A 25,544-nucleotide genomic window follows, 5' to 3' on the forward strand; every position below is an offset into this window, starting at 1 on the left:
TGACATGGCGATTGAACAAATGGCTATGCCTCAGCTCGGAGAGAGCGTGACGGAAGGGACGATCAGCAAGTGGCTGGTATCCCCCGGTGATCAAGTGAATAAATATGACCCCATCGCGGAGGTCATGACAGATAAAGTGAACGCGGAGGTGCCGTCTTCTTTTACCGGTACGATTACAGAACTTGTAGGAGAAGAAGGCCAGACTCTTGCAGTCGGCGAGATCATCTGCAAAATTGATACAGAAGAAACGGAAACCGAAGAGGCGCCGAAGCGGGAAGAAGAGCAGAATACCCCTTCAGACACCGGTGCAAACCGCCAAGGTAAAGATCAGTCAAATAAAGCGCGTTATTCGCCGGCCGTGCTCAGATTAGCGGGAGAACACGGCATTCAGCTTGAAGAAGTTGAAGGAACGGGTGCAGGCGGAAGAATTACGCGAAAAGACATTCAAAAGATCATTGATTCGGGAATGAAGCAGAAATCGGAAACACCGGCGCCGGCTGCTGTTCAAACAACGCAACAAGCGCCGAAACAACAGCAAAAACAAGCACCGGCACCCGCTCTGTCAGCCGGTGATATTGAAATTCCGGTTACAGGCGTCAGAAAAGCCATCGCCGCCAATATGCATAAAAGCAAAACAGAAATTCCGCATGCCTGGACGATGATGGAAGTCGACGTCACGAACATGACGGCGTACAGAAACAGCATTAAAGACTCATTTAAACAAAAAGAAGGCTTCAATTTAACGTTTTTCGCTTTCTTTGTAAAAGCGGCGGCGCAGGCTCTCAAAGAGTTCCCGCAGATGAACAGTATGTGGGCGGGAGACAAAATCGTCCAAAAGAAAGACATCAACATCTCCATTGCCGTTGCCACGGAAGATTCGCTGTTTGTTCCGGTTATTAAGCATGCTGATGAAAAAACGATTAAAGGCATAGCCAGAGAAATAACGGACCTTGCGAAAAAAGTGAGAAACGGAAAACTTACCGCGGAAGATATGCAGGGCGGCACATTTACCGTCAATAACACGGGATCTTTCGGCTCAGTTCAATCTATGGGCATTATCAACCATCCGCAGGCGGCGATTCTTCAGGTAGAATCTATCGTCAAACGCCCGGTTGTCATGAATAACGGGATGATCGCCGTTCGTGATATGGTTAATCTTTGCCTGTCTTTAGATCACAGAGTGCTCGACGGGCTCGTGTGCGGCCGATTCCTCGGACGCGTCAAAGAGATCTTAGAAAACATTGATGAACATACGTCAGTCTATTAAAAAAAACTCCTTTTGCCCGGGCGGCAAAAGGAGTTTTTTTATTTTCATTGTGAATCCTCGGGAACAAGCATAGTGAGATGATGTTTTTTCACTTCGATCGTACAAGGTGTTGTTCCGTATACCTCGCCATCTGTATCCGCGTCCATCTCACGTCCGGTTTCGATTTCAATCCTGGAGGCCTGAATATAGGACAGCTCCCCTTTGAAATCATCAAATGAACCCTGCTCCATCGTCATCAGCTCCCGCAACGCGGCAAGGCTTGTGTTACGGCAGATTAACACATCGGCTAAGCCGTCCCGGAGGCTGGCATCAGGCAGGGGAACTCTGTTTGTCCCGATATAATGCCCGTTCATGACAAGCACCATTACGGCTTCGTCTTCTTTCACCTCGCCGTCAATCGTCAATTTGACAGGAAACGGGTTCGCGCTTGTCATCGTCCGCAAGGCGCTCGTGAAGTAGCTGATTTTACCAAGCCATGCTTTTTCAGTTTCATTAATATGGCTTGATGCTTCGGTAATCAGTCCGATGCCCCAGAAGTTCAGAAAATAGCCGTCATCCGTTTTACAGACGTCAATCATCCGTTTATGTCCGGCCGCGAGCGCTTCAGCGGCCTTTTGAAGGTTTTGCGGGATGCCGAGCGCCCGGGAGAAATCGTTGCACGTTCCTCCCGGCAAAATGCCGACAGCGGGTCTGTGATCAAGCTTGCTGATGCTGTTGATGCATTGATGCACAGTGCCGTCCCCGCCTAAAATATATAAATGGTCAACTGAACTGTCGAGATTTTCACAATACTGACGGGCATCATCCTGATGTTTGGTCGGTTTAATCAAAAGTTCGTCAGCTGACTGGGCCAAAATGGGGACGACCGTGCCGAGCGTTTTATCAATCTGTTTTTGACCGGCGTTTCCGTTATAAATTAATACTGCTTTCCGTTGGCTCATACGACTGCTCCTTTATTTCAGACAATCTCCTTAACAAGTTTCCCGTTTTTAAAGGGTCATAAACTTACATCGGGAACATAAAAGGGACAAAAAACAATTGGTTATGAGCGGTGTCATTTGCCGATAGGGAGGTTCCTTGCTATCATAAGAAGAGATGATCAAAAAGGAGAGGTCCCAGTTGAATATGGATTTTAATTTATTTATGAATGATGTCGTGCGTCAAGCCCGCCAGGAAATCACGGCTGCCGGGTATACAGAGCTGAAAACCGCTGAGGAAGTGGACGATGCGCTTTCGAAAAAAGGAACGACACTCGTTATGGTCAACTCTGTGTGCGGATGCGCAGGCGGTATTGCACGGCCTGCCGCGTACCATTCCGTACATTACGATAAACGCCCGGATCAGCTTGTGACGGTATTTGCCGGACAGGATAAAGAAGCGACAGCCAAAGCGAGAGAATACTTTGAAGGCTATCCGCCGTCCTCTCCGTCATTTGCCATTTTAAAAGACGGGAAAATCATGAAAATGGTGGAACGCCATGAAATTGAAGGACATGAGCCGATGGCCGTCGTCACAAAACTGCAGGAAGCATTTGAAGAATATTGTGAAGAAGTATAAGTGAAAGAAAAACCCCGGAGCCGAGCGCTTGCGGGGTTTTTTTATATGGAATCTGTATAAATATAAATATTTATACATCGGTGTTCAGCTGTCACTAATCTGAAAAACAATGACTATAATAAACACAGAAAGGAAAATATATTTTTCAAAAATAGTATTGCATCACACTTAAAAAGTGTTTAAAATACAAGTTAACGAATAAATATTCAATTTTAAGAGATCAGTAGATATGGGGGAAATGAATCATGAAGAAATGGCTGTTGGTATTAGCTGCCGCATGTATCACCTTTGCGCTGTCCGCCTGCGGATCAGGCAATTCAGGATCAGAGGGCGGAAAGAACAAGCTGATTATGGGTACATCGGCTGACTATAAACCATTTGAATATAAAGACGGCGATCAGATCACCGGGTTTGACGTTGATCTGGCAAAAGCTTTGGGCAAAAAGACCGGCTATGACGTTGAGGTGCAGGACATGGACTTCAACAGCCTGATTACAGCCTTGAAGTCCAAGCAGGTAGATATGATTTTATCTGGAATGACACCTACGCCGGAACGGAAAAAGCAAGTTGATTTTTCTGATATTTATTATACTGCTAACAATATGATTGTTACGAAAAAGGGAAGCAGCATTAAATCCCTGAATGATCTGAAAGGCAAAACCGTCGGTGTGCAGCTCGGCTCCATTCAAGAGGAAAAAGGCAAGAAGCTCGCTTCGAAATACGGTTTTCAGCTCGAAGACCGCAACCGGATCTCAGATTTAACCGAAGAGATCAAATCCGGGCGTTTTGATGCCGCGATTATCGAAGACATCGTAGCACAAGGCTATTTCAATTCAAATCAAGATCTGCAGGGCTTTGCGTCAGCAGATGCGAAATCAGACGAATCGGGCTCCGCGATTGCGTTCCGCAAAGACAGTGATCTGACAGCGAAGTTTAACAAAGCGCTGAAAGAAATGGAGAAAAACGGAGAAATCGAAAAACTGAAGAAAAAATGGTTCACCAACGAGAAATAAAAGAAAGCTCAACTTTTCGTTGAGCTTTTTATCTTGAATAAAGACAAAGGAGATCACACGTATGAATTTGGATTTCTCAGCGACAATCCCCCAAATTCCTTTTATATTGGAAGGCCTTGCGGTCACATTAAAAATTGTGCTCGTTTCAGCGGTCATCGGTCTTGTATTAGGAATCGTGCTCAGCTTATTTAAAATCAGCACGATCAGTCCGCTGAAATGGATTGCGGATTTTTATACTTCGATATTCCGCGGCACGCCGCTCGTGCTGCAGCTGATGATCATCTATTTCGGTATGCCGCAGCTCCTCGGCTTTCAGATCGATCAATTTTGGGCGGCGGTCACCGCATTATCGCTCAATTCGGCCGCTTACGTCTCTGAAATTATCAGAGCGGGAATCAATGCAATTGACAAAGGACAAAAAGAGGCTGCCGTCGCTCTCGGCGTGCCGTACGGAAAAATGATGAAAGATCTGCTGCTGCCGCAGGCGTTTAAAAACATTTCTCCGGCTATTATTAACGAATTAATCACCTTAACGAAAGAATCGGCGATCGTCACAGTTATCGGTCTTGGCGACATTATGAGACGGGCCTACCAGTCCGGCGCCGCAACATACAACTATTTAGAACCTCTTATTGTGGCGGGCTTAATCTATTACGTGCTCGTTTTGATCTTAGCATTCATCGGAAAAGGCGTAGAAAGGAAGCTGAAAGCCAATGATTAAGGTCGACAACCTGTCAAAATCATTCGGGAAACATGAAGTACTGAAAAACATTTCAACACAGATCGAAGAAGGGGAAGTCGTCGCTGTCATCGGCCCTTCCGGTTCCGGCAAATCAACGTTTCTGCGCTGCTTAAATCTGCTGGAAACCCCGAGCGGCGGAACGATTGCCATTAAAGAAAACGAAATCACCGCAGCTAAAACGAATAAACTGAAAGTGCGAGAAAATATCGGCATGGTATTTCAGCATTTTCATTTGTTTCCCCATAAAACGATGCTTGAAAATATCACATACGCACCGGTCAGCGTAAAGAAAGAGTCTAAAAAGGAGGCAGAGGAAAAGGCGTGCGCTCTCCTTGAAAAAGTCGGACTGCTTGACAAACGGAACGACTATCCGAACCGTTTGTCAGGCGGACAGAAGCAGCGGGTCGCCATCGCGCGGGCGCTTGCCATGAATCCTGACATCATGCTGTTTGATGAACCGACCTCGGCTCTTGACCCGGAAATGGTCAAAGAAGTTCTTGAGGTGATGAAAGAGCTCGCGCAGACGGGCATGACAATGGTGATCGTAACGCACGAAATGGGATTTGCCAAAGAAGTCGCAGACCGCGTATTATTTATGGATGAAGGGACGATCGTGGAAGACGGGCAGCCGGAAGAATTTTTTCTTTCTCCGAAGTCAAAAAGAGCACAGGACTTTTTAGAAAAAATATTATAAAATATAACTGGAAGAAAAGAAGAAGAATGCTCTTCTTCTTTTTTTTGAGAAAGAAACAAACAGAATGGAGCAAGCAATGTTTAAAATCGGTTACCGCACACTAAAGACCGCACTTGGAACGGCGCTGGCCATTTATTTAGCCCAGCTGTTGCATCTGCAAAACTTCGCATCCGCAGGAATCATCACCATATTGTGCATCCAGATTACGCAAAAGCGGTCGCTTCAGGCCTCGTGGGCCCGATTTGCCGCCTGTTTATTGGCAATCGTCTTCTCATATGTCTTTTTCGGGCTGATCGGCTATTATCCGTTTGCGATCGGAATATTGCTGGTGCTGTTCATTCCGACTACAGTCGTTTTAAAAATAAATGAAGGGATCGTCACCAGCTCAGTAATCATTCTTCATTTATATATGTCCGGCGGCATTACGATGGCGTTTATCTGGAATGAGTTCCAGCTGATCACCGTAGGTATCGGCGTCGCGCTGTTAATGAATCTGTATATGCCGAGCCTCGACAGAAAACTCGCGGCGTACCGGAAAAAAATCGAGGACAACTTTTCCGTCATCTTCGCCGAAATCGAACGGTATTTGTTAACTGGTGAGCAAGATTGGTCGGGGAAGGAAATACCGGAGACGCATCAGATGATTCAAGAGGCGAAAAACCTCGCCTATCGGGACGTGCAGAATCATATTTTGCGCCATGAAAATCTTTACTATCATTATTTTAAGATGAGACAGAAACAATTTGAAATCATTGAACGGCTGCTGCCGAAGATTACCTCTATTTCAATAACGGTGGAGCAGGGCAAAATAATCGCCCATTTCATCCATGAATTAAGGGAAGCCATTCATCCCGGCAATACCGCTCATAAATTTTTAAAAAGACTTGCAGAAATGAGAACGGAATTTGAAGAAATGCCGCTCCCGGCAACGCGCGAGGAGTTTGAAGCGCGGGCGGCTTTGTTCCACCTCCTCGGTGAGATGGAACAATATCTCGTGATTAAAAGTTATTTCAAAGGCATCAAGCTGTAAAAAACATATGGATCAATCGCATGAGTCCTCCTTTCATTGGTCATTCTAATGAAAAAAGGAGGGGAGCCCATGCGATTTTTTTTATTGTCAGCCGCCCTGCTGCTGTCTCCGCTTTGGCCGCTTGGCGCAAACCCTTTGCCGGGTGACCCTTATATTATCGTCAATAAAGCCACAAATGCGCTTGCTGTTGTGAAGGATAACCGAATAGAAGGCATTTATCAGGTGGCGACGGGAAAAACGGATGATTTGACGCCTGAAGGAGAATTTACGGTAACGGTCAAAGCCGTCAATCCGTATTACCGGAAGAAAAATGTAAAGGGAGGCGCGCCGGAAAACCCGCTCGGCGTCCGCTGGATCGGTTTTGACGCGAAAGGCACCGACGGCAGGATATACGGCATTCACGGAACAAACAGAGAAGAGCTGATCGGGGGGTTTGTATCAAACGGCTGCATCCGTATGAAAAACCGGGATGTCATCCGTATTTTCCGGATTATCCCTCCCGGAACGAAAGTATTGATTACAAAAGAAAACCGCTCATTCGAGGACATTGCAATAGAGCGGAAAGCCCTCATAAAAAAGCAGGAAACCCCCTTGCAATGAGGCGCCTGCTTTTTTACCGCAAATACATCATAATGCCTGAGAGGAGGGTTGAAAGTATAAATACGCCCAAAATGACGATGACGGCGCTTTTCATAAATTTTTGAGACATTGTTTCACTCCTTAAGATTACTGTCTACCATTTTAACGTGTTTTGCTTGTATGAACAAGCCATATCCTATGGGGGAAAGCAGGTGGCCGCGCTATGAAAAAACTTGATCATGTCGGCATTGCCGTCAGCTCTATTGAAGCCGCGAGAGGATTTTACGAACGGATGCTCGGGCTTACGTATATGGGAGACGAGCTGGTAAACGGCCAAAATGTGAGAGTTGCTTTTTTAGAAGCGGGAGGCACAAAGCTTGAGCTGATTGAGCCGCTGTCGGACGCGTCCCCCGTCAGCTCTTTTTTACAGAAAAGAGGCGAAGGGCTGCATCATTTGGCATTCCGCTGCGCCGATATGAAGGAAACGATCAAGGAGCTTGAATCATGCCGCATGACCTTGCTTCATCATGAACTGCAAAACGGAGCGGGCGGGAAGAAGATCGCATTTCTCTCTCCAAAAGAGGCGAACGGGGTCCTGATTGAGCTTTGTGAAACAATTGAAAAAGGAGAAACTCAAGATGAGCATGAGTGATCATATCAGACACTTAAACGAAAGACGTTCCTTTTTAACAAACGGCGGCGGAGCGGAAAAAAATGAAAAACAGCACAAAAAAGGCAAGCTGACGGCAAGAGAAAGAATTGACTATTTATTGGACGAAGACAGTTTTTCAGAGCTGCAGACGTTTGCCAAGAGCCGCATGCCCGGGTGCCGGAATGCTCCGGGAGACGGAGTCGTTACCGGATACGGCACAATTGACGGACGGCCCGTGTATTTGTTTGCCCATGACTTTACCGTACTCGGCGGGACGCTCGGCGAGACACATGCGGAAAAAATCGCGGCGGTGATGGATCTGGCGGCGAAAAACAAAACCCCGATCATCGGGCTGAACGACTCAGGTGGTGCGAGAATTCAAGAGGGTGTGGTATCATTAAATGGATACGGTCATATCTTTAGGCGCAACGTCCTTTACTCGGGAGTGATTCCGCAAATTTCTGTCATCCTCGGGCCGTGTGCCGGCGGTGCTGTTTATTCACCCGCATTGACGGATTTTGTGATTATGGCGGAACATACGTCGCACATGTTTATTACAGGCCCGAAAGTCATTGAACAGGTTACGGGTGAACAGATTGACGCGGAAAGTTTAGGCGGTGCGGGAATACATAATGTGATAAGCGGAAATGCCCACTATTCCGCACGAACGGAAAAAGAGGCTCTTTCCGCTGTGAAAACCCTGCTTTCTTATCTCCCGCACGGCGGACAGACGGCATTGCCCGTTAAAAAGGAAGACGCCAGACCGTTATTAAATACCCTCGTTCCCGCGGACAGTTCGAAACCTTACGATGTGTTACAGGTAATAAAAGAGCTGGCGGATGACGGAACGTTTTTTGACATTCAGCCGTATTTTGCCAAAAACATTGTTGTCGGTTTTCTGAAACTCGGACGGCGTACAGTCGGTGTTGTCGCAAACCAGCCGAAACACTTGGCGGGGAGCCTCACGATTGATGCCGCTGACAAAGCGTCGAGATTCATCCGTTTTTGCGACGCGTTTCATATTCCGTTATTGACAATCGCTGATGTTCCGGGATTTCTCCCGGGCCTTCAGCAGGAACATGCGGGAATCATCCGTCACGGAGCAAAATTGCTGTATGCTTTTGCCGAAGCGACGGTGCCGAAAGTGACGCTCATCATCAGAAAAGCTTACGGAGGCGCCTATGTCGCCATGAATTCGAAAGGGCTCGGGGCAGATCTTGTATTCGCCTGGCCCAATGCGGAAATCGCCGTGATGGGAGCGGAAGGCGCGGCGTCGATTTTATACAGCAGAGACATACAGGCTTCTGACGACCCGGAGAAAACGAAGCGCGAAAAAAAAGCCATTTACGAAAAGGAAAACGCCGGTCCGTATAAAGCGGCGGCCTGCGGAATGGTGGATGATATCATCCGGCCGGAAGACTCGAGGAAAAAATTGATTCAGGCATTTGACATGCTTGCGCATAAGGAAGAGGAAAGACCGAAAAAAAAGCACGGTAATATACCGCTTTAAACGGAGGGAACTGAAAATGGTAAACGAAAAACGTCTGCTTGAAGAATTTCTTGAACTCGTTCAAATTGATTCAGAGACAAAACATGAAGCGGAAATCAGCAAGGTGCTCAAACAAAAATTCACTGATTTAGGATTGAGCGTAAAAGAAGATGATACAAAAGAAGTGACGGGGCATGGCGCCGGCAACTTAATCTGTACGTTAAAGGGCACAAAAGATGCGGATACGATTTATTTCACATCGCACATGGACACGGTTGTCCCGGGCAAAGGCGTTAAGCCGATTGTGGAAGACGGCTATGTAAAATCCGACGGCACGACGATTCTAGGCGCTGATGATAAGACGGGACTTGCCGCAATGTTTGAAGCCATTAAAGTGCTGAAAGAACAAAACATCGAGCACGGCACCATTGAATTCATTATCACGGCCGGAGAAGAATCGGGATTAGTCGGGGCAAAAGCAATGGATCGTTCAGACATTACCGCGAAATACGGTTTTGCGCTTGATTCAGACGGAAAAGTCGGCAACATTATTGTAGCCGCGCCGACACAAGCGAAAGTGAGAGCAACCATTTTCGGGAAAACGGCTCATGCGGGAGTAGAACCGGAAAAAGGCATCTCCGCGATTACAATCGCGTCAAAAGCGATCTCTAAAATGCCGCTCGGCCGTATTGATAAAGAAACAACGGCTAATATCGGACGTTTCGAAGGCGGCACGCAAACCAATATCGTCTGCGACCAGGTTGATATTCTGGCTGAAGCGCGTTCATTAGTGCCTGAAAAAATGGAAGCGCAAGTGCAGAAAATGAAAGAAGCTTTCGAATCTGCTGCAGCTGAGATGGGAGGCCGCGCGGAAGTGGACATCGCGGTCATGTATCCGGGTTTCAAATATCAGGACGGCGATCAGGTTGTGGAAGTCGCGAAAAAAGCGGCGGCAAAAATCGGCCGGCCGAGCGAACTTCAGACAAGCGGCGGCGGAAGTGACGCAAACGTCATTGCCGGCCACGGCATTCCGACAGTCAACCTGTCAGTAGGCTATGAACAAATCCATACGAAAAATGAAAAAATGCCGATTGAAGAGCTCGTCAAAACGGCGGAAATGGTCGTTGCCATTATCGAAACAGCGGCCAACTAAAAACGAAGCACCCAGTTGATTGGGTGCTTTTTTCATTCTTCATAATAATTGGCTTAAAGCCTTGCAGATACAAGAAAAAAACCCTGCCGGATAGGTTCCGGCAGGGTTTCAGTATTATGATTTGGCGGGCTCCGCCTGAGCGGCAGCTTGTTTCTTTTTATGATGCGTCTGCTGTAAAAGTACATTCTGCACTGTTAAAAACAGTCCGCTTGTAAACCAGTAAAGCGGCAGCGCAGCCGGTACGTTAAGTGAAAAAACGGTCATCATGACAGGGAAAATAAAGACCATGATTTTGGCTGACTGCATCGCGGCCGGATTTTGAGCAGCCGGTGAATATTTCTCGTTTAATTTTTGGGAAATATAAGCCTGTAAGAAATACATGGCTCCCGCGCACAGTGATACAAGAATATCAGAATGCCCTAAGCTGAACCACAGAAATGAGTGTGAAGCAATTTCCGGCGTTGAGCGGATGGCGTAATAAAAACCGATCAAAATCGGGAATTGCACCAGCATCGGAAGACATCCCATTGCCATCGGATTCAGATTGTGCTCACGGTAAAGCTTCATCATTTCCATTTGCAGTTCTTTTTGTTTTTCCGCATCTTTCGTTTGTTTCATTTTAGCCTGAATGCTGTCGACCTGCGGTTTGATCACAGCCATTTTTTCCTGGAACACCCGCTGTTTCTTAAATTGGTTCACAAACAAAGGCAATACAACGATCCGGACGATAATCGTCACCAGAATAATCGACAGTCCGTACTCACCGTGGAACAGGCCCGCCACACCTTTTAAAAGTGCCGAAAACGGCTCGATCAGGTAATCGTGGAAAAAACCGATATTCCCGAGGCCTCCCGTCTGAGTCTGAGATGTCGCCGCAAAAGCCGAGCGGCCTGTGCACAGTACGATAAAAAATAATCCGAATGCGATCCATTTTTGATATGTTTTAGACAATTATGTCTCCTCCTTTTTATCTTCACTTGCCGTTATAAAAGGAGGGAGCTGACATCTTCATCATCATTCGCCGGTGAATTCATGCGGATGACTTTACGTATCCAAGTTGTAATGCGATGATATATAATAATAAGAAAGTCTGTTCGGTTCAGCTGAACGACTGCTTGATGTTCATCTATTCGTTTCGTTCTCCAATGCTCGCCTGCGCGGCGCTCACGCAAAAGAAAAGCGATGCCGATCGCGGTCAGAGCGGGAAGAATAATTGTGAAAAAATCGACTAAAAATAAAAAGTCATTCATTGACTCAAGAATCATTTTATCACATCCATTCAGCTCTTATTTTACTACATATATATAAGGTTGTCTATGAAAGGAAAGGAGGCGCCGGGAGTGGCCGGAAAAGGGAGAATTATATTTCATATCGATATGAATAGTTTTTATGCCTCCGTAGAAATGGCGTATGATCCGTCTTTAAGAGGAAAACCTATCGCCGTTGCCGGAAACGTGAAGGAACGGAAAGGAATCATCATCACCTGCAGCTACGAAGCGAGAGCGCGGGGCGTAAAGACCACCATGCCGGTGTGGCGGGCAAAACGCCTCTGTCCGGAACTCATCGTCGTGCCTCCGAATTTTGACCGCTACCGGAGTTCGTCAAAAGAAATGTTCAGCATTCTGAGGGAGTATACGGATTTAGTCGAGCCTGTTTCTATTGATGAAGGATACATGGATATTACGGACACACCGCACAGACACAGGGCGTATGAGACAGCCGAAGACATTCAGGCGAGACTGCAAAAAGAGCTTTTGCTTCCGTCAAGCATCGGCATCGCCCCGAATAAATTTCTCGCCAAAATGGCGTCTGACATGAAAAAACCGCTCGGCATCACCATTTTAAGAAAAAGAGAGCTGCCGGACGTCTTATGGCCTCTTCCGATTGAAGAGATGCACGGTATAGGAACGAAAACTGCGGAAAAAATAAAAACGCTCGGCATCAAAACGATCGGTGATTTGGCAAAAGGAGATGAACATGCGCTGAAAACGCTTCTCGGCATAAACGGCCCGAGGCTGAAGGATAAAGCGAACGGCATCCATCCTGCAGAAGTCAATCCCGAGCGGATATATGAATTTAAAAGTGTCGGCAACTCATCCACCCTGTCGCATGATTCGGCTGACTGGGATGAATTAACGGGCGTGTTTGACCGGCTCGCGCTGTCTGTGAGCGAACGGCTCCAGCGTAAGGAGGTCATGGCCTGCCGGCTGTTCATCATGATTCGGTATGCGGATTGGAAAACGGTCACAAGAAGCATGACCCTCAGCAATCCGGCTGATCAGAAAAAAGACATCATGGAAGCTGCGATGGAACTGTTTGACAAGCACTGGAACCAAAATCCGGTAAGGCTTCTCGGCATCACCGGGACGGAACTGGTTGAAAAACAGCAGGCGTATAAACAGCTTGATCTGTTTTCATTCAAGGAGGACGCAAAGGATGAGCCGATTTTTCAGATGATGAACGAGCTGAATGAAAAATACGGCCAAAACCTGATCAGAAAAGGCGCCGTTATAAAAAAAGAAGAAAGCAAAACAAGGGGAACGAGCTTTAACAGAGACTTTTTTCAGGATGAAAAGAAAAGGTGAATAACTTGAAAAAAGGGGTTATGTATGATAATTTCTTTAGTATAAATATCATTTTATTTTAATTTAAATTTTAAAATGGTTAAACGTTTGAAGAAGGGACGTTAGAATATGTCAAAACAACAAATCGGAGTTATCGGTCTTGCGGTAATGGGTAAAAATCTGGCTCTTAACATCGAAAGCCGGGGATTTTCTGTGTCTGTATACAACAGATCAAGCAGCAAAACGGAAGAGTTTTTAGAAGAGGCAAAAGGCAAAAATGTTGTCGGTACATACAGCATTGAGGAGTTTGTCCAGTCTCTTGAAACACCCCGTAAAATTTTATTAATGGTTAAAGCGGGAACTGCAACGGATGCGACGATTCAATCTCTTCTTCCTCATCTGGAAAAAGACGATATTTTAATTGACGGCGGAAATACATACTATAAAGATACACAGCGCCGGAACAAAGAGCTTGCCGAAAGCGGTATTCACTTTATCGGAACGGGTGTATCAGGCGGTGAAGAGGGAGCGCTGAAAGGGCCTTCTATTATGCCGGGCGGCCAAAAGGAAGCGCACGAACTCGTGAAACCGATTCTAGAAGCCATTTCTGCTAAAGTGGACGGAGAAGCTTGTACGACATACATCGGCCCGGACGGAGCGGGGCACTATGTAAAAATGGTGCACAACGGTATCGAATACGGTGACATGCAACTGATCTCTGAGTCATATTTCATTCTGAAACAGGTGCTCGGATTGTCTGCCGAAGAGCTTCACGAAGTATTCGCTGAGTGGAACAAAGGAGAGCTTGACAGCTATCTGATCGAAATCACGGCTGACATTTTCACTAAAAAAGATGAAGAAACGGGCAAACCGCTTGTTGACGTCATCCTTGATAAAGCAGGCCAAAAAGGAACGGGTAAATGGACAAGCCAAAGTGCTCTTGACTTAGGCGTTCCGCTTCCGATTATCACTGAATCTGTTTTTGCGCGTTTCATTTCCGCAATGAAAGAAGAGCGTGTGAAAGCAAGCGGCCTTCTGTCCGGACCGGACGTTAAGCCGGTCACTGAAAATAAAGAAGAGCTGATTGAAGCGGTCAGAAAAGCGCTCTTCATGAGTAAAATCTGTTCTTACGCACAAGGCTTCGCCCAAATGAAAGCCGCGTCTGAAGAATATAACTGGGATCTGAAATACGGTGAAATTGCAATGATCTTCCGCGGCGGCTGTATCATCCGCGCGGCGTTCCTGCAAAAGATCAAAGACGCATATGACCGTGAACCGGAGCTTGACAACCTGCTGTTAGACAGCTACTTCAAAAACATTGCAGAAAGCTACCAAGGCGCCCTTCGCCAAGTGATTTCACTTGCCGTAGCCCAAGGCGTGCCGGTACCTTCGTTCTCAAGCGCACTTGCGTATTACGACAGCTACCGTACGGCAGTGCTTCCTGCAAACTTGATTCAAGCGCAGCGTGATTACTTCGGCGCGCATACGTATGAACGCACAGATAAAGAAGGCATTTTTCATACTGAATGGATGAAGTAATGAAGAAGCCCCCGCAGTTATTGCGGGGGCTTTTCTGATATTAAAAACCGCGGGCCGTCCATGAACGGCGCCGCGGTTTTTAATGTTTTCTTATATATTCCACCAGTGGAGACCGTCTTTTTCAAGAAGATCGTCCGAAGCTTTCGGTCCCATTGACCCGGCTTCATAATTCGGAGAAAGGGTTTTGTCGGCTGCCCACGTTTCGGAAATCGCATCGACGAAATTCCAGGAAAGCGCCACTTCGTCCCAATGGGCAAAGTTTGTCGCATCACCGAGCAGACAGTCATGGATTAATTTTTCATAGGCTTCCGGTGTGTTCATTTCATCACTGCAGTTGCTGCAGTAATCCAGCTTAATCGGCTGAGCATGAGCGGCTCCGCCTAATTTTTTAGCGTTCAGATATAGTGTGATGCCTTCATCCGGCTGAATATGGATGACAAGCAGGTTCGGATTTACATTCGTTTCATTGCCGTAATAAAGGTTCATCGGAATGTCTTTAAATTGAACGACGATTTTCGTTGATTTTTCTTTCATCCGTTTCCCTGTGCGGATATAAAACGGAACGCCGGCCCAGCGGAAGTTATCGATTAACAGCTTTCCGGACACGAATGTTTCCGTATTGGAATCCGGTGCTACATTTTGTTCATCTGTATAGCTCGGTACAGCATTTCCGTCAATCGTTCCCGCTTGGTATTGTCCGCGGACGAAGAAGTCACTCACTTCGTTTGGAGCGACAGGGCGGAGAGCTCTCAGCACCTTCACTTTTTCGCTGCGGATTTCTTCCGTGTTCAGTTTAATCGGCGGTTCCATCGCCAAGAGAGCGACCATTTGTAAAATATGGTTTTGAACCATATCACGGAGTGCGCCTGATTTCTCGTAATATCTCGCACGATCCTCAACGCCGAGATCCTCACTTGACGTAATCTGGATGTTTGAGATGTAGCGGTTATTCCACAGCGGCTCAAACAGCGCATTCGCAAACCGGATGACTTCGATATTTTGAACCATTTGTTTGCCTAAGTAATGGTCGATCCGGTAAATTTGATCTTCCGTGAAAGCTTCGCGTATTTCTTTGTTAAGCTCTTTCGCACTCGGCAGGTCATGGCCGAACGGTTTTTCAATGACGAGACGGGACCAGCCATTTGTCGCTGTGACACCTTCGTTTTTAAGTGATTTTGCGATAGTGCCGAAAAACTCAGGAGCCATCGCCAAGTAAAACATTCTGTTGTTCGGGATTTCATATGTATGTTCAAGCTGATCAAGCAGGACATTCAGCTCCTGATAGGAACCCGGATTCGTTACATCAAACGGATGGTAATAAAAATGAGATGTGAAATCGTCTATGTCTTTTTGCCCGGCAGAAGAAACAGACGTTTTAACGGTTTCCCGGAGGTCCTCGTTTGACCAAGGTCTTCTTCCAACACCTACAACTGCAAACTCTTCACCAATTTGACCATTTTTATATAAACGGTGAATGGATGGGTAAAGTTTTCGTTTTGCCAAATCCCCTGTGGCACCAAATATTACAATTACTGCTTTTGGTTTGTCGTTTGTTTTCACTTAGAGTACCTCACTTTATCTGAAGCATGGTTTAAAACCCCGCATATTTCCTTCATTTTAAATCTAAAATTCGTTGAAAGCAAACATTTCAGCCTGTTTTTTGCGGTTTGCGGAAAAAAATTAATCAGGCCGGAGAAGGCCCGGGTGAATTCACATTTTCAGCCTGATCCTGTATCCTTAGTAGTACAAAGATCTAGGAGGAAGCATTGTGGAATTATTATTTTTAGGGACGGGGGCCGGCATGCCGGCAAAGACGAGAAACGTAACGTCCGTCGCGCTGAAGCTTCTTGAAGAAAGGCGTTCCGTATGGCTGTTTGATTGCGGAGAAGCCACTCAGCATCAGATATTACATACAACAATCAAACCGAGGAAAATTGAGAAGATTTTCATCACCCACCTTCACGGCGACCATGTTTACGGTCTTCCGGGTCTGTTGGGGAGCCGTTCATTTCAGGGCGGTGAAGAAGAGCTGACGATTTACGGGCCAAAAGGCATTAAAGCCTTTATCGAAACAAGCCTGCACGTGACGGCGACTCATTTGACGTATCCTCTTACCGTACATGAAATCGAAGAGGGGACGGTTTTTGAAGATGAGCAATTCATTGTTACCGCAGTATCCGTCATTCACGGCGTGGAAGCGTTCGGCTACCGGGTTCAGGAAAAGGATATTCCCGGCGCATTGCAGGCCGGCAGATTGAAAGAAATGAATATCCCGCCCGGACCCGTCTATCAGAAAATCAAAAAAGGCGAAACGGTCACACTTGACGATGGCAGAATCATCAACGGGCGGGATTTTTTGGAACCGCCGAAAAAAGGGAGAATCGTCGCTTTTTCCGGGGATACGAGGGCATCAGAGCGGGTAACGGAGCTGGCGCGCAATGCGGATGTGCTTGTTCATGAAGCGACGTTTGCCAAGGAAGATGCAAAGCTCGCACATAATTATTATCACGCAACGACAGAACAGGCTGCGCAAACGGCAAAAAAAGCAGGCGCCAAACAGCTGATTTTAACTCATATCAGCGCAAGGTATCAGGGTGAATCGCCGATAGAGCGTCTCGAACATGAGGCGAAAGCGGTATTTGAAAACAGTAAGATCGCATTTGACTTCATGGAGGTCACTGTGGAGCGGTCTTAAAAAATGGACGCTTGACATTTTTTTCTGATGAGATATAATAAAACGAAATAATTACGATTTGTATAAGGGGTGAAAATGATGCGTGTGAATGTTACATTGGCCTGTACAGAGACAGGGGACAGAAATTATATTACGACGAAGAACAAACGGACGAATCCGGACCGGTTAGAAATGAAAAAGTATTCACCCCGGTTGAAAAAGTATACGTTGCATCGTGAGACAAAATAGATCACGATAACAAAAGCCATTGTGCCGCTGCACAATGGCTTTTGTTTAATCAGTTTACCGCCTGATAGGCAGGAGCATTCATTTGCTGGCGCACCGCGCACCAAACATCATAAATGGCAAGGTGGACGATGTGCGGTTCATCGTGGTGAATGGCATGAGAACTGTTTTTGGCCTGAATCCATCCGCTTTGATAAGAGACATCAAGCATGCTTCTGTGCAGTTTCACCCATTGTTCATGAGCGTGCTTTAAGTGCTCATCCCGCTCTCCCGATGATAAAATCAACAGCGGCATATCGCCGAAATGAATCTGCTGATGCTTGATCTGACGAAGGCTCGTCAAAAATTCCGCGTGTGATCCTTCCAATATGAACTGTTTCAAATAGGCGGCTTTCATTTCTTCGGGAAGAAGCGGAAGCACTTTCGTCTCCTGATCCTCAGAAACCGGATCAAGCATCACCATCCCGAGAATATCCCGGCGGTTCCGGCTCGCCCAAAGTCTGCTGATAATCGCGCCGTATGAATGCGAGACGACAAGATAAGGAGGCTTGACGCCGGCCTTCAGAAGAAGAGCGTTTAATTCCTGTACCATGTGGTCCGCCGTTCTCTTGTTTCGGCTTTGTCCGCTTTTGCCGATTCCGGCTCTGTCATATGTGAAAACCCCAAATTCTTCATCTATGTCAGCGAGTAATGATGTCCATGTTTCAGAAGAAGTGCCGTAGCCGGCTTCAAAGACGATCGTCACTTCGCCGGCGCCTTTACGGTGTTTCGTATAAAACGGACACCCGTCAATCAGATATGTCCTTTCCATCCATGCTGCTTTCATTGGAGTCATCCCCTCTAATTGGTTCTATAGGGAAGACGGAGAAGCTTCGGCAATCGTTTCTCAAAAAATAAAAAAAGAGACAGCCAGATCGAAAAACTCCGGCTGTCACTTCATCACCATGCTCTGTCGTATTGAACCGGTGACGGTATTTCAGTATTCAGCTGCTTCGCTGCACTCCTTGCAAAGTGCGGATCGCGCAGAAGTTCTCTCGCGACAAAAATAAGGTCAGCGCGGTTGTTTTGCAGAATTTCTTCCGCCATTGTTCCCGTCGTTATCAAACCGACGGCGCCTGTTGCGATTTCGGCCTGTTCACGGATTTTCTCCGCAAAGCTCACTTGGTAGCCTGGGAAGACGTTAATATCAGCTTGAACGAGTGCGCCTGAGCTGCAATCAATGAGGTCGACTCCCTGTTCTTTCATCCACTTCGCAAAACCGATATGATCCGCAATGTCCAGCCCTTTGTCTGTATAATCCGATGCAGAAATACGGACAAATAACGGGCCGTCCCAGACTTCCTTGACGGCTTCAATGGTCTCGCCTAAGAAGCGGTAGCGATTTTCATGTGAGCCTCCGTATTCGTCTGTACGGTGATTGGACAGAGGGGACAAAAATTCGTGCATTAAGTAGCCGTGTGCCGCATGAAGTTCAATAATGTCAAAGCCGGCTTCTTTCGCGCGCGCCGCTGCCTGTTTGAATTCCTGAATGGTTTCTTTAATTTGTTCTGTCGTCATTTCAGCCGGTGTTTTGGACTGCTCATCGAACGGAATGGCTGACGGAGCGTAAATGTCTCCCTCAAGCTCAGCTTTACGTCCGGCGTGCGCAAGCTGAATGCCGATTTTAGATCCTTGCGCTTTCACTTGTTCCGTCAGTTTGGCAAAACCTTCGATATGATCATCGCTCCAAATGCCTAAATCCTGATCGGAAATGCGCCCCTGCGGATTAACGGCTGTCGCTTCCACGATAATCAGGCCGACCTGGCCGATTGCACGCGATATATAGTGCGCCATATGAAAAGGCTGCAGTTTTCCGTCCTTCTCATGTGAGGAATACATGCACATCGGTGCCATAACAATACGGTTTTTGATCGTTACATCTTTAACGGTCCATGGTGTGAATAATTTTCTGGCCATTTATTTCGCCTCCCGGAATGTTTTAGACATTGATTATAACAATTCATGATCATTCAGTCATATAAACTGCTCACGACTGAGTGCATTGTTATTATTGTTCTGGAAGGGCATTTTTTTATACACATCGGTGCCGTATCTTCATAACAGGCATTTACAGCCGATCATATAGCAAATATAGATGAGAAACGCACCGATGACTGCGTGGCCTCCTTTGAACCAGTTTGTCAGGATGAAAATACTGCTGATGAAGATCACCGCGCCGAAGGCACCGAATATTCCGTTTTTTTGAGCGGCTCTGAAATCGTAGGGGCTCATATTTTTCAGCTGCAAGTGAATATTCAGTAGCGTCATGATTGGCAGCAATGTAATAACGCCGGATAAAAATAAGTATTTCGATTTGCTTAAATACGCGGCGGCCACCATAACAGTGCCGCCGATAAAAAATTGAATGAGAAAACTCATGCTGAAACGCTCACCTTCTGTTTGTTATCAAGTATAATGATGGAGACATTGCCATTTTATTTTTGATTGATGTATAAGTAAACTAAATATAACTAATGCATTGGATAATAAAGAATGATATCTGGGAGATGAAGCCGGTTGGATTTAAAGAAGCATTTAGCCTTTATTAAAACGGTTGAAAGCGGCAGCCTGACCCAAGCCGCTGCCATATTGAATTACACACAGCCGAACATCAGCCAAATGATCAGTAAATTAGAGGAAGAGTACGGTTTTCCGCTTTTGATCAGACAGCGGCATGGAGTGAGGCCGACCGCAAATGGCTTGAAAGTGTTACATATTATGAAGGAAATTCAAAAAAACTATGAAAAACTGTCTGAAACCGTTGATAATATTAATGGGTTAGAAAGAGGGGAAGTCCGGCTCGGCACTGTTACGAGCGTGGCGGTAAAATGGCTGCCGAAAATTTTGAGGGAATTTAATGAGCTGTATCCTTCCATTAAGGTGCATTTGTTTGAAGGAAATTCTACTGAACTGGAAGAATGGCTGAAAGATGACCGGATTGATGCGGCGATCGGGACATCCCACAGCGAGAAGTGGCATTTTTACCCGTTGGCAGAGGACCCGATTGTAGCGGTGATGAGCCCGCAGCATGAATTGGCGCAATGTGAAACGGTTCCGTTACATGTCATGGAGTCCGTCAAATGTATCGTGCCTTATCCGGAGACACATTTTGATGTGCTGAAAGTGCTGAAGGAAGAAAAGATCACGCCGCGGGTCGCCTATCAAATCAGAGGGGATGAAGCGATTATTGCAATGGTGCGGAACAATCTGGGGATCAGCATCTTGCCGCAGCTTTTGGTGAATGATTGTGATGTGCTCATCAAACGGTTCGACCGGTATGTCTCCAGGCAGCTCGGCATTTTGACAGCTCATGCAAAGGAGACGCAGACACCTTCTGTCCAGAAACTGATTCAATGTATACAAGAATGGGTTGCGGTCCATCAGGCTTCTGTCTGAAGAAGCCTGATATGCGTTTAAGCCGGTTCAGCATAATAGACCTGTATAAAATATGTCACCGGTTCATCCGAGGAATTAAAATAACTGTGCGGCATCGCCCGAAGTCAGCACATGCTTTTCGTCATAAAGCTCAACCGTCAATTCACCGCTTTTGATTAAAATGTATTCTTCCCCTAAATGTGATTTTGCCTCATGGGCGCAGCCCGGCTTCAGGTCAACTATGCCTTGAAAACAAAAAGTCTGACCGTGACGGTGGTGAGCGAGATTATTTTGATGGCGGGCTTTCGCTTGTTTATATAAAAAGGGCATCAACGGCACATGCTGTTGATGCTTTTTTTGACATGCTAGGGTTTGGAGAGCACTTCAATTCCGACGTTGACCATTTTGTCCAGTCCCATAAAAGACAGGCAGATTTTGGCGCGTCTTTTTCTTTTATCGATCTTTTTAATAATGCCTTCCATTCCTTTAAGAGGCCCTGAGGCAACGGTTACTTTTGAATTTTCAATATAGACTTTTGAATAATCTACAGTGTCTCCTTCTCCGATCAGCCTGATAATAGGGAGGATTTCTTCATCTGTAATTGTCGTGAAATAGGTTTTACGCTCTTTGGAATAATATGCGCCGTTATTCACGATTCTGCATGAAATGGGGAGTTCTTTGATTTTATGAAATGTCCGCTCTGTCATCTTCGTTTTAAACAGCACATATCCCGGAAACATCTTTTTGAGTGCCTCGTATTTGATTCCGGCTTTTCGTTCTGTGACTTTTTTCTTGGGTATGATTGAGTAGAGAGCCTGCTCATCAAACTGCAGACGCAGAAATTTTTGAACTATTTCTTCTTTTCCCGACTCTACAAAAAGTGCGTACCATTTCATGACTGGATCCTCCTTAGAATAATAAGAAATTATTATACAAAGAAAGTATTTAATGGATAGTATTTAAAGTGATTAAAAATTTTTCTAATTCGTCTTTTTTTTACATAATATATGAAAATGAAAAATAAGTATAGACCCAATTGATAGAGAAGCGATGAATTTTCTTTGACATGAAAAGGGTTCAGGGAATTATCTGACATTTATCCCGAAACAATTATGCCGACTGTCCACCGAATATAAAACTGTGGAATAAATGTCAGAAAATAACGAAATAAAGCCTTGACATTATTATCTATAAATTGATATTATTCTCTTTAAATAGCAACTATTTGTTAAATTTATTAAATTGATGTAAAGCACCTATTAAATTTCAATCGCTGTTTCGGCACGTTGAAGAGGAAATAGGGATTATAAAAATGATTGTAGTGTATATATCTACATATACATGATAAGGGAGAAGTGTGCCGTTATCGCTGTTTTCGGGCATATTGGCACTGCAGCTTGTCATGAGAAACATTCAGTAAACAAGCAATATGTTTTAATATAAATTATGTTAGAAAAGGAAAACACAATGCGTTTGCGATTTTTAAACCTGTGCTGAATCGCAAACGCGTTTGTGTTTTTATTTTTATGCCGGTGTTTACACCAGTCAATATATGAAAATAAGAGACGTTTTTGTATGGAGAACCACATGTGATGTACAAAATTGGCGATGCGGAAAGGATGAGGATAAGATGCTTACGTTTGTGTTCCCGGGGCAGGGTTCTCAATTTAAAGGAATGGGAGCCGGACTGTTTGATGAATTTCAAGATCTGACACGTCAGGCTGATGACATATTAGGCTACTCTATAGAAGAATTGTGTCTGGAGGATCCGAATCACCAGCTGGGGAAAACGCAATTTACCCAGCCGGCGTTATATACGGTGAGTGCACTCAGTTATTTAAAGAAAATGAAAGAGTCCGGCAGAGAGCCTGATTACGCCGCAGGGCACAGTTTAGGAGAATATAATGCGTTATTTGCGGCCGGCTGCTTTGATTTTGAGACCGGTTTGCAGCTTGTTAAAAAAAGAGGGGAGCTCATGAGCAAGGCAGCTCCCGGAGGCATGGCGGCGGTTTTGGGGTTTACGGCTGAACAAGTAAAAGAGGTTCTATCCGATTATCATCTGACCGGCATTGATATCGCTAACCACAATTCACCTTCGCAAATTGTGATCGCCGGAACGAAACAAGACATTGAAAAAGCGGGCCCCGTCTTTGAAAAAGCCGGCGTGAGAATGTACCTTCCTTTAAATGTGAGCGGCGCCTTCCATTCCCGCTATATGAAAGATGCTGAAAAAGAGTTTGCAGATTATTTAGAAGAAACGGCGTTTTTGCCTCTTCGTTTTCCGGTGATCTCAAATCTTCATGCCGCACCTTATAAGAATGATGAAATCAAAACAAATCTGACTCTGCAAATGACCAATCAGGTAAAGTGGACGGACACGATACGCCGTCTGATGGGACTTGAAAATAATGAAATTGCAGAAGTCGGGCCCGGGGAAGTGCTGACAAAACTGACGCGTCAGATTAAAAAAGATGCCGTCCCATTATCTATGCCGAAAGAAGAGTCTGATACTGCTGATGTTAAAGCATCGGCAGCTGATTCGCAAAAAACGGCGGGAATGAGATTAGGGAACGAAGATTTTAAAAAAGAGTATAACATCCAATATGCTTACATGACGGGCTCCATGTACAGGGGAATTGCTTCGGAACAGATGGTCATTAAAGCGGCAAAAGCGGGAATGCTGGGCTTTTTCGGAACGGGCGGATTGAGTATCGAACGGATCGGACAGGCCATCGGAACCATCCGGTCTGCACTGCGGCAAGGGGAAACATTCGGAATGAATCTTCTTCATCATATGATGTCACCTGACAAGGAAGTCAGAATGATAGATTTATATTTGAAAAACGGCATTCATCTTATTGAAGCATCGGCATTTATGGGCATAACCCCCGCTCTCGTTATATACAGGGCAAAGGGATTAAGCAGGAATCATGACGGGTCGGTGTCAGTTCAAAACAGAATCATCGCGAAAGTATCCCGGCCTGAAGTCGCTGAGGCCTTTCTAAGTCCGGCTCCGGCTCATGTGCTGGAAAGACTTGTGTCTGATAATCGGCTGACAGCCGGGGAAGCGGCGCTTGCCAAAGAAATTCCGATGGCTGATGACATTTGCGTTGAAGCGGATTCAGGAGGGCATACCGACCAAGGGATTCCGTATACATTAATGCCTGCCATGATCAGACTCAGAGACCGCATGATGGAGAAGCACGGTTATGCGAAAAAAGTAAGAATCGGCGCAGCCGGGGGCATCGGCACTCCGGAAGCGGCTGCTGCGGCGTTTCTGCTCGGCGCCGAATTTATCGGAACCGGTTCTATTAATCAATGCACGGTCGAAGCCGGGACAAGTGATTCAGTGAAAGATCTGCTTCAGGAAGCGAACGTGCAGGATACGTCATACGCTCCCGCGGGAGATATGTTTGAAGCGGGAGCAAGGGTGCAGGTGCTGAAAAAAGGCCTGTTTTTCCCGGCAAGAGCCAATAAACTCTTTGACTTGTACAGACAATACAATTCTTTAGATGAAATAGATGAAAAAACGAAAACATTAATTGAAGAAAAGTATTTCCAGCGCAGTTTTGAAGAGGTGTATGAGCAGTTGAAACGTGATAAATCTCCTGAGCAGATCGCCAAAGCCGAACAGAATCCGAAACACAAAATGGCGATGGTATTTAAATGGTATTTTTCTCATACGACAAGGCTCGCTCTGGAAGGAAAAAGCGAAAGTAAAATAGATTACCAAATTCATTGCGGCCCTGCGCTCGGCGCGTTTAATCAATGGGTGAAAGGAACCCCGCTTGAAAATTGGAGAAACAGGCATGTCGATCTGATCGGCAAACAGCTCATGGAAGAAACAGCCGGCCTTCTTGCGCAAAGGCTGGTATCGATTACAGGCTGAGTATGACCAGCCATTACATTTTTTCTGCGGAGGACAGACCATGCTGATTGAAAATCATGAATTAACGATGAGCCATGTCGGGTTAGGGAATTTGAATGAGTACGCGCTGCTGCTGTTATTCGGCAACGCACACAGTCACCATTTAACGGACGGAACGGGATTCCGGCCTGATCAGATGGCCGATCACCAAGGGCTGATTTTGTATCCGGCTTATTTTATGACACATCTCAAAGTTCCTTCAGATAAGCCTCTTGATCAGTACCGATTATGGGACGAGGTTTCCGTCGGAGTCGATATCTCCCGGTTTGGAGAAACCATATTAGAATCTGATTATTTGTTCGGGCCGAAAGGAGCGGTCAGCTCTGATAAAAGCGAGTGGGACCGGGGACGGTTTCCTTCTATGAAAGCCAATAGTTTAATTGTCGTCGACGTCACACAAACAGAAGGTTCGACCCGAAAAGTCTCAGCGCCTAAGGCTGAATGCATTGCGGAACTTTCTAAGCTAGCCAAGCCGCCTTACGCGCTGATGCGGTCAAAGAAAATCAGAACGGACGCCTTCGGTATGAAGCCGGGCAATCTCAAAACGGCAGACCCCGTTTCATATCGGGTTCCTGTTGATCAGGATGCTGCGCCGGGGCATGCCATGGTGTTTGCGAAATTCAGCAAGATAATGGATGCGGCGGAATTTGAATGGATGACGCGCCGGTCGAAGCCGGGTTTTCCGGTTTCAATCGCGCGGCATTTATTTTTGCTTGAAAGAGAGACGTATTATTACGGAAATTGTTTTGCAGATGAAGAGCTTGATATTTATATGACGGGACACATTGAAGAATGCGATCCCGACTTTCACGGTGAGTCCCTCGGTATGATCTCAGTGGCGAAAATCAGCTATCAGATTGAAGTCTATATGAAAAGAAATCATACATTGCTGGCCATTTCCAAGGTGGATAAGCTGCTGGCGGTGCCGACCTCTTCACAAGATCATATTCCGGATTATAAACGGGTCATCAGAAGTTTATAAAATGAAGAATGGAGCTGAAAG

General features: G+C 45.9%; 27 protein-coding genes. 17 read left to right on the top strand and 10 right to left on the bottom strand.

Translation table 11 applies throughout. The features are described from left to right. Nucleotides 1–4 precede the first annotated feature (4 nt). Nucleotides 5–1,267 (top strand): dihydrolipoamide acetyltransferase family protein, encoded by a 1,263-nt coding sequence (locus CXL14_RS11665; protein ID WP_014418334.1) that lies wholly within the window; start codon nt 5–7, stop codon nt 1,265–1,267. A gap of 44 nt (nt 1,268–1,311) precedes the next feature. On the opposite strand, the gene CXL14_RS11670 is transcribed toward CXL14_RS11665, so the two are convergent. Then, nucleotides 1,312–2,208 (bottom strand): YegS/Rv2252/BmrU family lipid kinase, encoded by an 897-nt coding sequence (locus tag CXL14_RS11670; protein WP_014418333.1) that lies wholly within the window; start codon nt 2,206–2,208, stop codon nt 1,312–1,314. A 178-nt stretch (nt 2,209–2,386) separates the two neighbouring features. Here CXL14_RS11670 and brxB point away from each other — a divergent pair, with 178 nt between their 5' ends. The 6 genes from brxB to CXL14_RS11700 all read left to right on the top strand — a co-directional run bounded on the left by brxB (nt 2,387) and on the right by CXL14_RS11700 (nt 6,903). Continuing rightward, complete coding sequence (gene brxB / locus CXL14_RS11675; RefSeq protein WP_015417784.1) at nt 2,387–2,824, top strand: bacilliredoxin BrxB; 438 nt, start codon at nt 2,387–2,389, stop codon at nt 2,822–2,824. 245 nt (nt 2,825–3,069) lie between these two features. Next, a complete protein-coding gene (locus CXL14_RS11680; RefSeq protein ID WP_014418331.1) occupies nt 3,070–3,837 on the top strand; it encodes an arginine ABC transporter substrate-binding protein ArtP in 768 nt (255 codons plus the stop codon). 61 nt (nt 3,838–3,898) lie between these two features. Further along, nucleotides 3,899–4,558, top strand: coding sequence for an arginine ABC transporter permease ArtQ (locus tag CXL14_RS11685; RefSeq protein WP_003153227.1), 660 nt, complete (start codon nt 3,899–3,901; stop codon nt 4,556–4,558). Beyond that, nucleotides 4,551–5,273, top strand: coding sequence for an arginine ABC transporter ATP-binding protein ArtM (locus CXL14_RS11690; protein WP_014418330.1), 723 nt, complete (start codon nt 4,551–4,553; stop codon nt 5,271–5,273). Before CXL14_RS11685 ends, CXL14_RS11690 begins: the two co-directional genes overlap by 8 nt. A gap of 76 nt (nt 5,274–5,349) precedes the next feature. Then, the gene (locus CXL14_RS11695; RefSeq protein ID WP_007408388.1) at nt 5,350–6,303 is read left to right on the top strand and encodes an aromatic acid exporter family protein; all 954 of its coding nucleotides are present in this window, start codon (nt 5,350–5,352) and stop codon (nt 6,301–6,303) included. Nucleotides 6,304–6,372: 69 nt separating this feature from the next. Next, the gene (locus tag CXL14_RS11700; RefSeq protein ID WP_014418329.1) at nt 6,373–6,903 is read left to right on the top strand and encodes a L,D-transpeptidase; all 531 of its coding nucleotides are present in this window, start codon (nt 6,373–6,375) and stop codon (nt 6,901–6,903) included. A gap of 13 nt (nt 6,904–6,916) precedes the next feature. On the opposite strand, the gene prli42 is transcribed toward CXL14_RS11700, so the two are convergent. Then, nucleotides 6,917–7,012: a stressosome-associated protein Prli42 gene (prli42, locus tag CXL14_RS20080; protein ID WP_007408390.1), complete on the bottom strand. Its 96-nt coding sequence runs from the start codon at nt 7,010–7,012 to the stop codon at nt 6,917–6,919. 93 nt (nt 7,013–7,105) lie between these two features. Here prli42 and mce point away from each other — a divergent pair, with 93 nt between their 5' ends. Genes mce through CXL14_RS11715 form a run of 3 tightly spaced genes read left to right on the top strand, consistent with a single transcriptional unit; the run spans nt 7,106 to nt 10,176 of the window. Beyond that, nucleotides 7,106–7,534 (top strand): methylmalonyl-CoA epimerase, encoded by a 429-nt coding sequence (gene mce / locus CXL14_RS11705; RefSeq protein WP_014418328.1) that lies wholly within the window; start codon nt 7,106–7,108, stop codon nt 7,532–7,534. Further along, nucleotides 7,521–9,044 carry an acyl-CoA carboxylase subunit beta gene (locus CXL14_RS11710; RefSeq protein ID WP_032863570.1) on the top strand — a complete coding sequence of 508 codons (1,524 nt, stop codon included), beginning with the start codon at nt 7,521–7,523 and terminating at the stop codon, nt 9,042–9,044. The genes mce and CXL14_RS11710 overlap by 14 nt, the downstream gene beginning before the upstream one ends. Nucleotides 9,045–9,060: 16 nt before the next feature. After that, nucleotides 9,061–10,176 carry a tripeptidase T gene (locus CXL14_RS11715; RefSeq protein ID WP_003153237.1) on the top strand — a complete coding sequence of 372 codons (1,116 nt, stop codon included), beginning with the start codon at nt 9,061–9,063 and terminating at the stop codon, nt 10,174–10,176. Between the two features lie 114 nt (nt 10,177–10,290). On the opposite strand, the gene CXL14_RS11720 is transcribed toward CXL14_RS11715, so the two are convergent. After that, nucleotides 10,291–11,127 carry a membrane protein insertase YidC gene (locus CXL14_RS11720; RefSeq protein WP_007408393.1) on the bottom strand — a complete coding sequence of 279 codons (837 nt, stop codon included), beginning with the start codon at nt 11,125–11,127 and terminating at the stop codon, nt 10,291–10,293. A gap of 32 nt (nt 11,128–11,159) precedes the next feature. Continuing rightward, nucleotides 11,160–11,441: a hypothetical protein gene (locus tag CXL14_RS11725; RefSeq protein ID WP_014418326.1), complete on the bottom strand. Its 282-nt coding sequence runs from the start codon at nt 11,439–11,441 to the stop codon at nt 11,160–11,162. 75 nt (nt 11,442–11,516) lie between these two features. Between CXL14_RS11725 and CXL14_RS11730 the strand changes: the two genes are divergently transcribed. Continuing rightward, nucleotides 11,517–12,761, top strand: coding sequence for a DNA polymerase IV (locus tag CXL14_RS11730; protein WP_032863572.1), 1,245 nt, complete (start codon nt 11,517–11,519; stop codon nt 12,759–12,761). Nucleotides 12,762–12,869: 108 nt separating this feature from the next. After that, the gene (gene gndA, locus CXL14_RS11735; protein ID WP_003153241.1) at nt 12,870–14,279 is read left to right on the top strand and encodes an NADP-dependent phosphogluconate dehydrogenase; all 1,410 of its coding nucleotides are present in this window, start codon (nt 12,870–12,872) and stop codon (nt 14,277–14,279) included. 90 nt (nt 14,280–14,369) lie between these two features. Here gndA and zwf read toward each other — a convergent pair whose 3' ends face one another. Next, the gene (gene zwf / locus CXL14_RS11740; protein ID WP_012117935.1) at nt 14,370–15,839 is read right to left on the bottom strand and encodes a glucose-6-phosphate dehydrogenase; all 1,470 of its coding nucleotides are present in this window, start codon (nt 15,837–15,839) and stop codon (nt 14,370–14,372) included. A gap of 208 nt (nt 15,840–16,047) precedes the next feature. Between zwf and rnz the strand changes: the two genes are divergently transcribed. Both rnz and rpmG read left to right on the top strand, forming a co-directional pair. Next, nucleotides 16,048–16,974: a ribonuclease Z gene (rnz, locus tag CXL14_RS11745; protein ID WP_022552992.1), complete on the top strand. Its 927-nt coding sequence runs from the start codon at nt 16,048–16,050 to the stop codon at nt 16,972–16,974. Nucleotides 16,975–17,052: 78 nt separating this feature from the next. Continuing rightward, nucleotides 17,053–17,202 (top strand): 50S ribosomal protein L33, encoded by a 150-nt coding sequence (gene rpmG / locus CXL14_RS11750; RefSeq protein WP_003153246.1) that lies wholly within the window; start codon nt 17,053–17,055, stop codon nt 17,200–17,202. Nucleotides 17,203–17,251: 49 nt separating this feature from the next. Here rpmG and CXL14_RS11755 read toward each other — a convergent pair whose 3' ends face one another. The 3 genes from CXL14_RS11755 to CXL14_RS11765 all read right to left on the bottom strand — a co-directional run bounded on the left by CXL14_RS11755 (nt 17,252) and on the right by CXL14_RS11765 (nt 19,617). Next, complete coding sequence (locus tag CXL14_RS11755; RefSeq protein WP_014418323.1) at nt 17,252–18,025, bottom strand: alpha/beta fold hydrolase; 774 nt, start codon at nt 18,023–18,025, stop codon at nt 17,252–17,254. Nucleotides 18,026–18,138: 113 nt separating this feature from the next. Next, nucleotides 18,139–19,155, bottom strand: coding sequence for an NADPH dehydrogenase NamA (gene namA / locus CXL14_RS11760; RefSeq protein WP_003153250.1), 1,017 nt, complete (start codon nt 19,153–19,155; stop codon nt 18,139–18,141). 138 nt (nt 19,156–19,293) lie between these two features. Beyond that, complete coding sequence (locus CXL14_RS11765) at nt 19,294–19,617, bottom strand: GlpM family protein (RefSeq protein ID WP_101287799.1); 324 nt, start codon at nt 19,615–19,617, stop codon at nt 19,294–19,296. A 138-nt stretch (nt 19,618–19,755) separates the two neighbouring features. On the opposite strand from CXL14_RS11765, the gene CXL14_RS11770 reads away from it, so the two are divergent. Next, nucleotides 19,756–20,634, top strand: coding sequence for a LysR family transcriptional regulator (locus CXL14_RS11770; protein WP_012117931.1), 879 nt, complete (start codon nt 19,756–19,758; stop codon nt 20,632–20,634). 75 nt (nt 20,635–20,709) lie between these two features. On the opposite strand, the gene CXL14_RS11775 is transcribed toward CXL14_RS11770, so the two are convergent. Next, nucleotides 20,710–20,943: a cupin domain-containing protein gene (locus CXL14_RS11775; protein WP_014721476.1), complete on the bottom strand. Its 234-nt coding sequence runs from the start codon at nt 20,941–20,943 to the stop codon at nt 20,710–20,712. Nucleotides 20,944–20,978: 35 nt separating this feature from the next. Next, nucleotides 20,979–21,509, bottom strand: a complete 531-nt coding sequence (gene loaP / locus CXL14_RS11780; protein WP_014418319.1) for an antiterminator LoaP — start codon at nt 21,507–21,509, stop codon at nt 20,979–20,981. A 734-nt stretch (nt 21,510–22,243) separates the two neighbouring features. On the opposite strand from loaP, the gene fabD reads away from it, so the two are divergent. Next, nucleotides 22,244–24,502: an ACP S-malonyltransferase gene (gene fabD / locus CXL14_RS11785; RefSeq protein ID WP_101287801.1), complete on the top strand. Its 2,259-nt coding sequence runs from the start codon at nt 22,244–22,246 to the stop codon at nt 24,500–24,502. A 40-nt stretch (nt 24,503–24,542) separates the two neighbouring features. Then, complete coding sequence (locus CXL14_RS11790; protein WP_014418317.1) at nt 24,543–25,523, top strand: LnmK family bifunctional acyltransferase/decarboxylase; 981 nt, start codon at nt 24,543–24,545, stop codon at nt 25,521–25,523. Nucleotides 25,524–25,544 lie beyond the last annotated feature (21 nt).

This window comes from Bacillus sp. SJ-10 (assembly GCF_002843505.1).
GTDB classification, from domain to species: Bacteria; Bacillota; Bacilli; order Bacillales; family Bacillaceae; genus Bacillus; species Bacillus velezensis.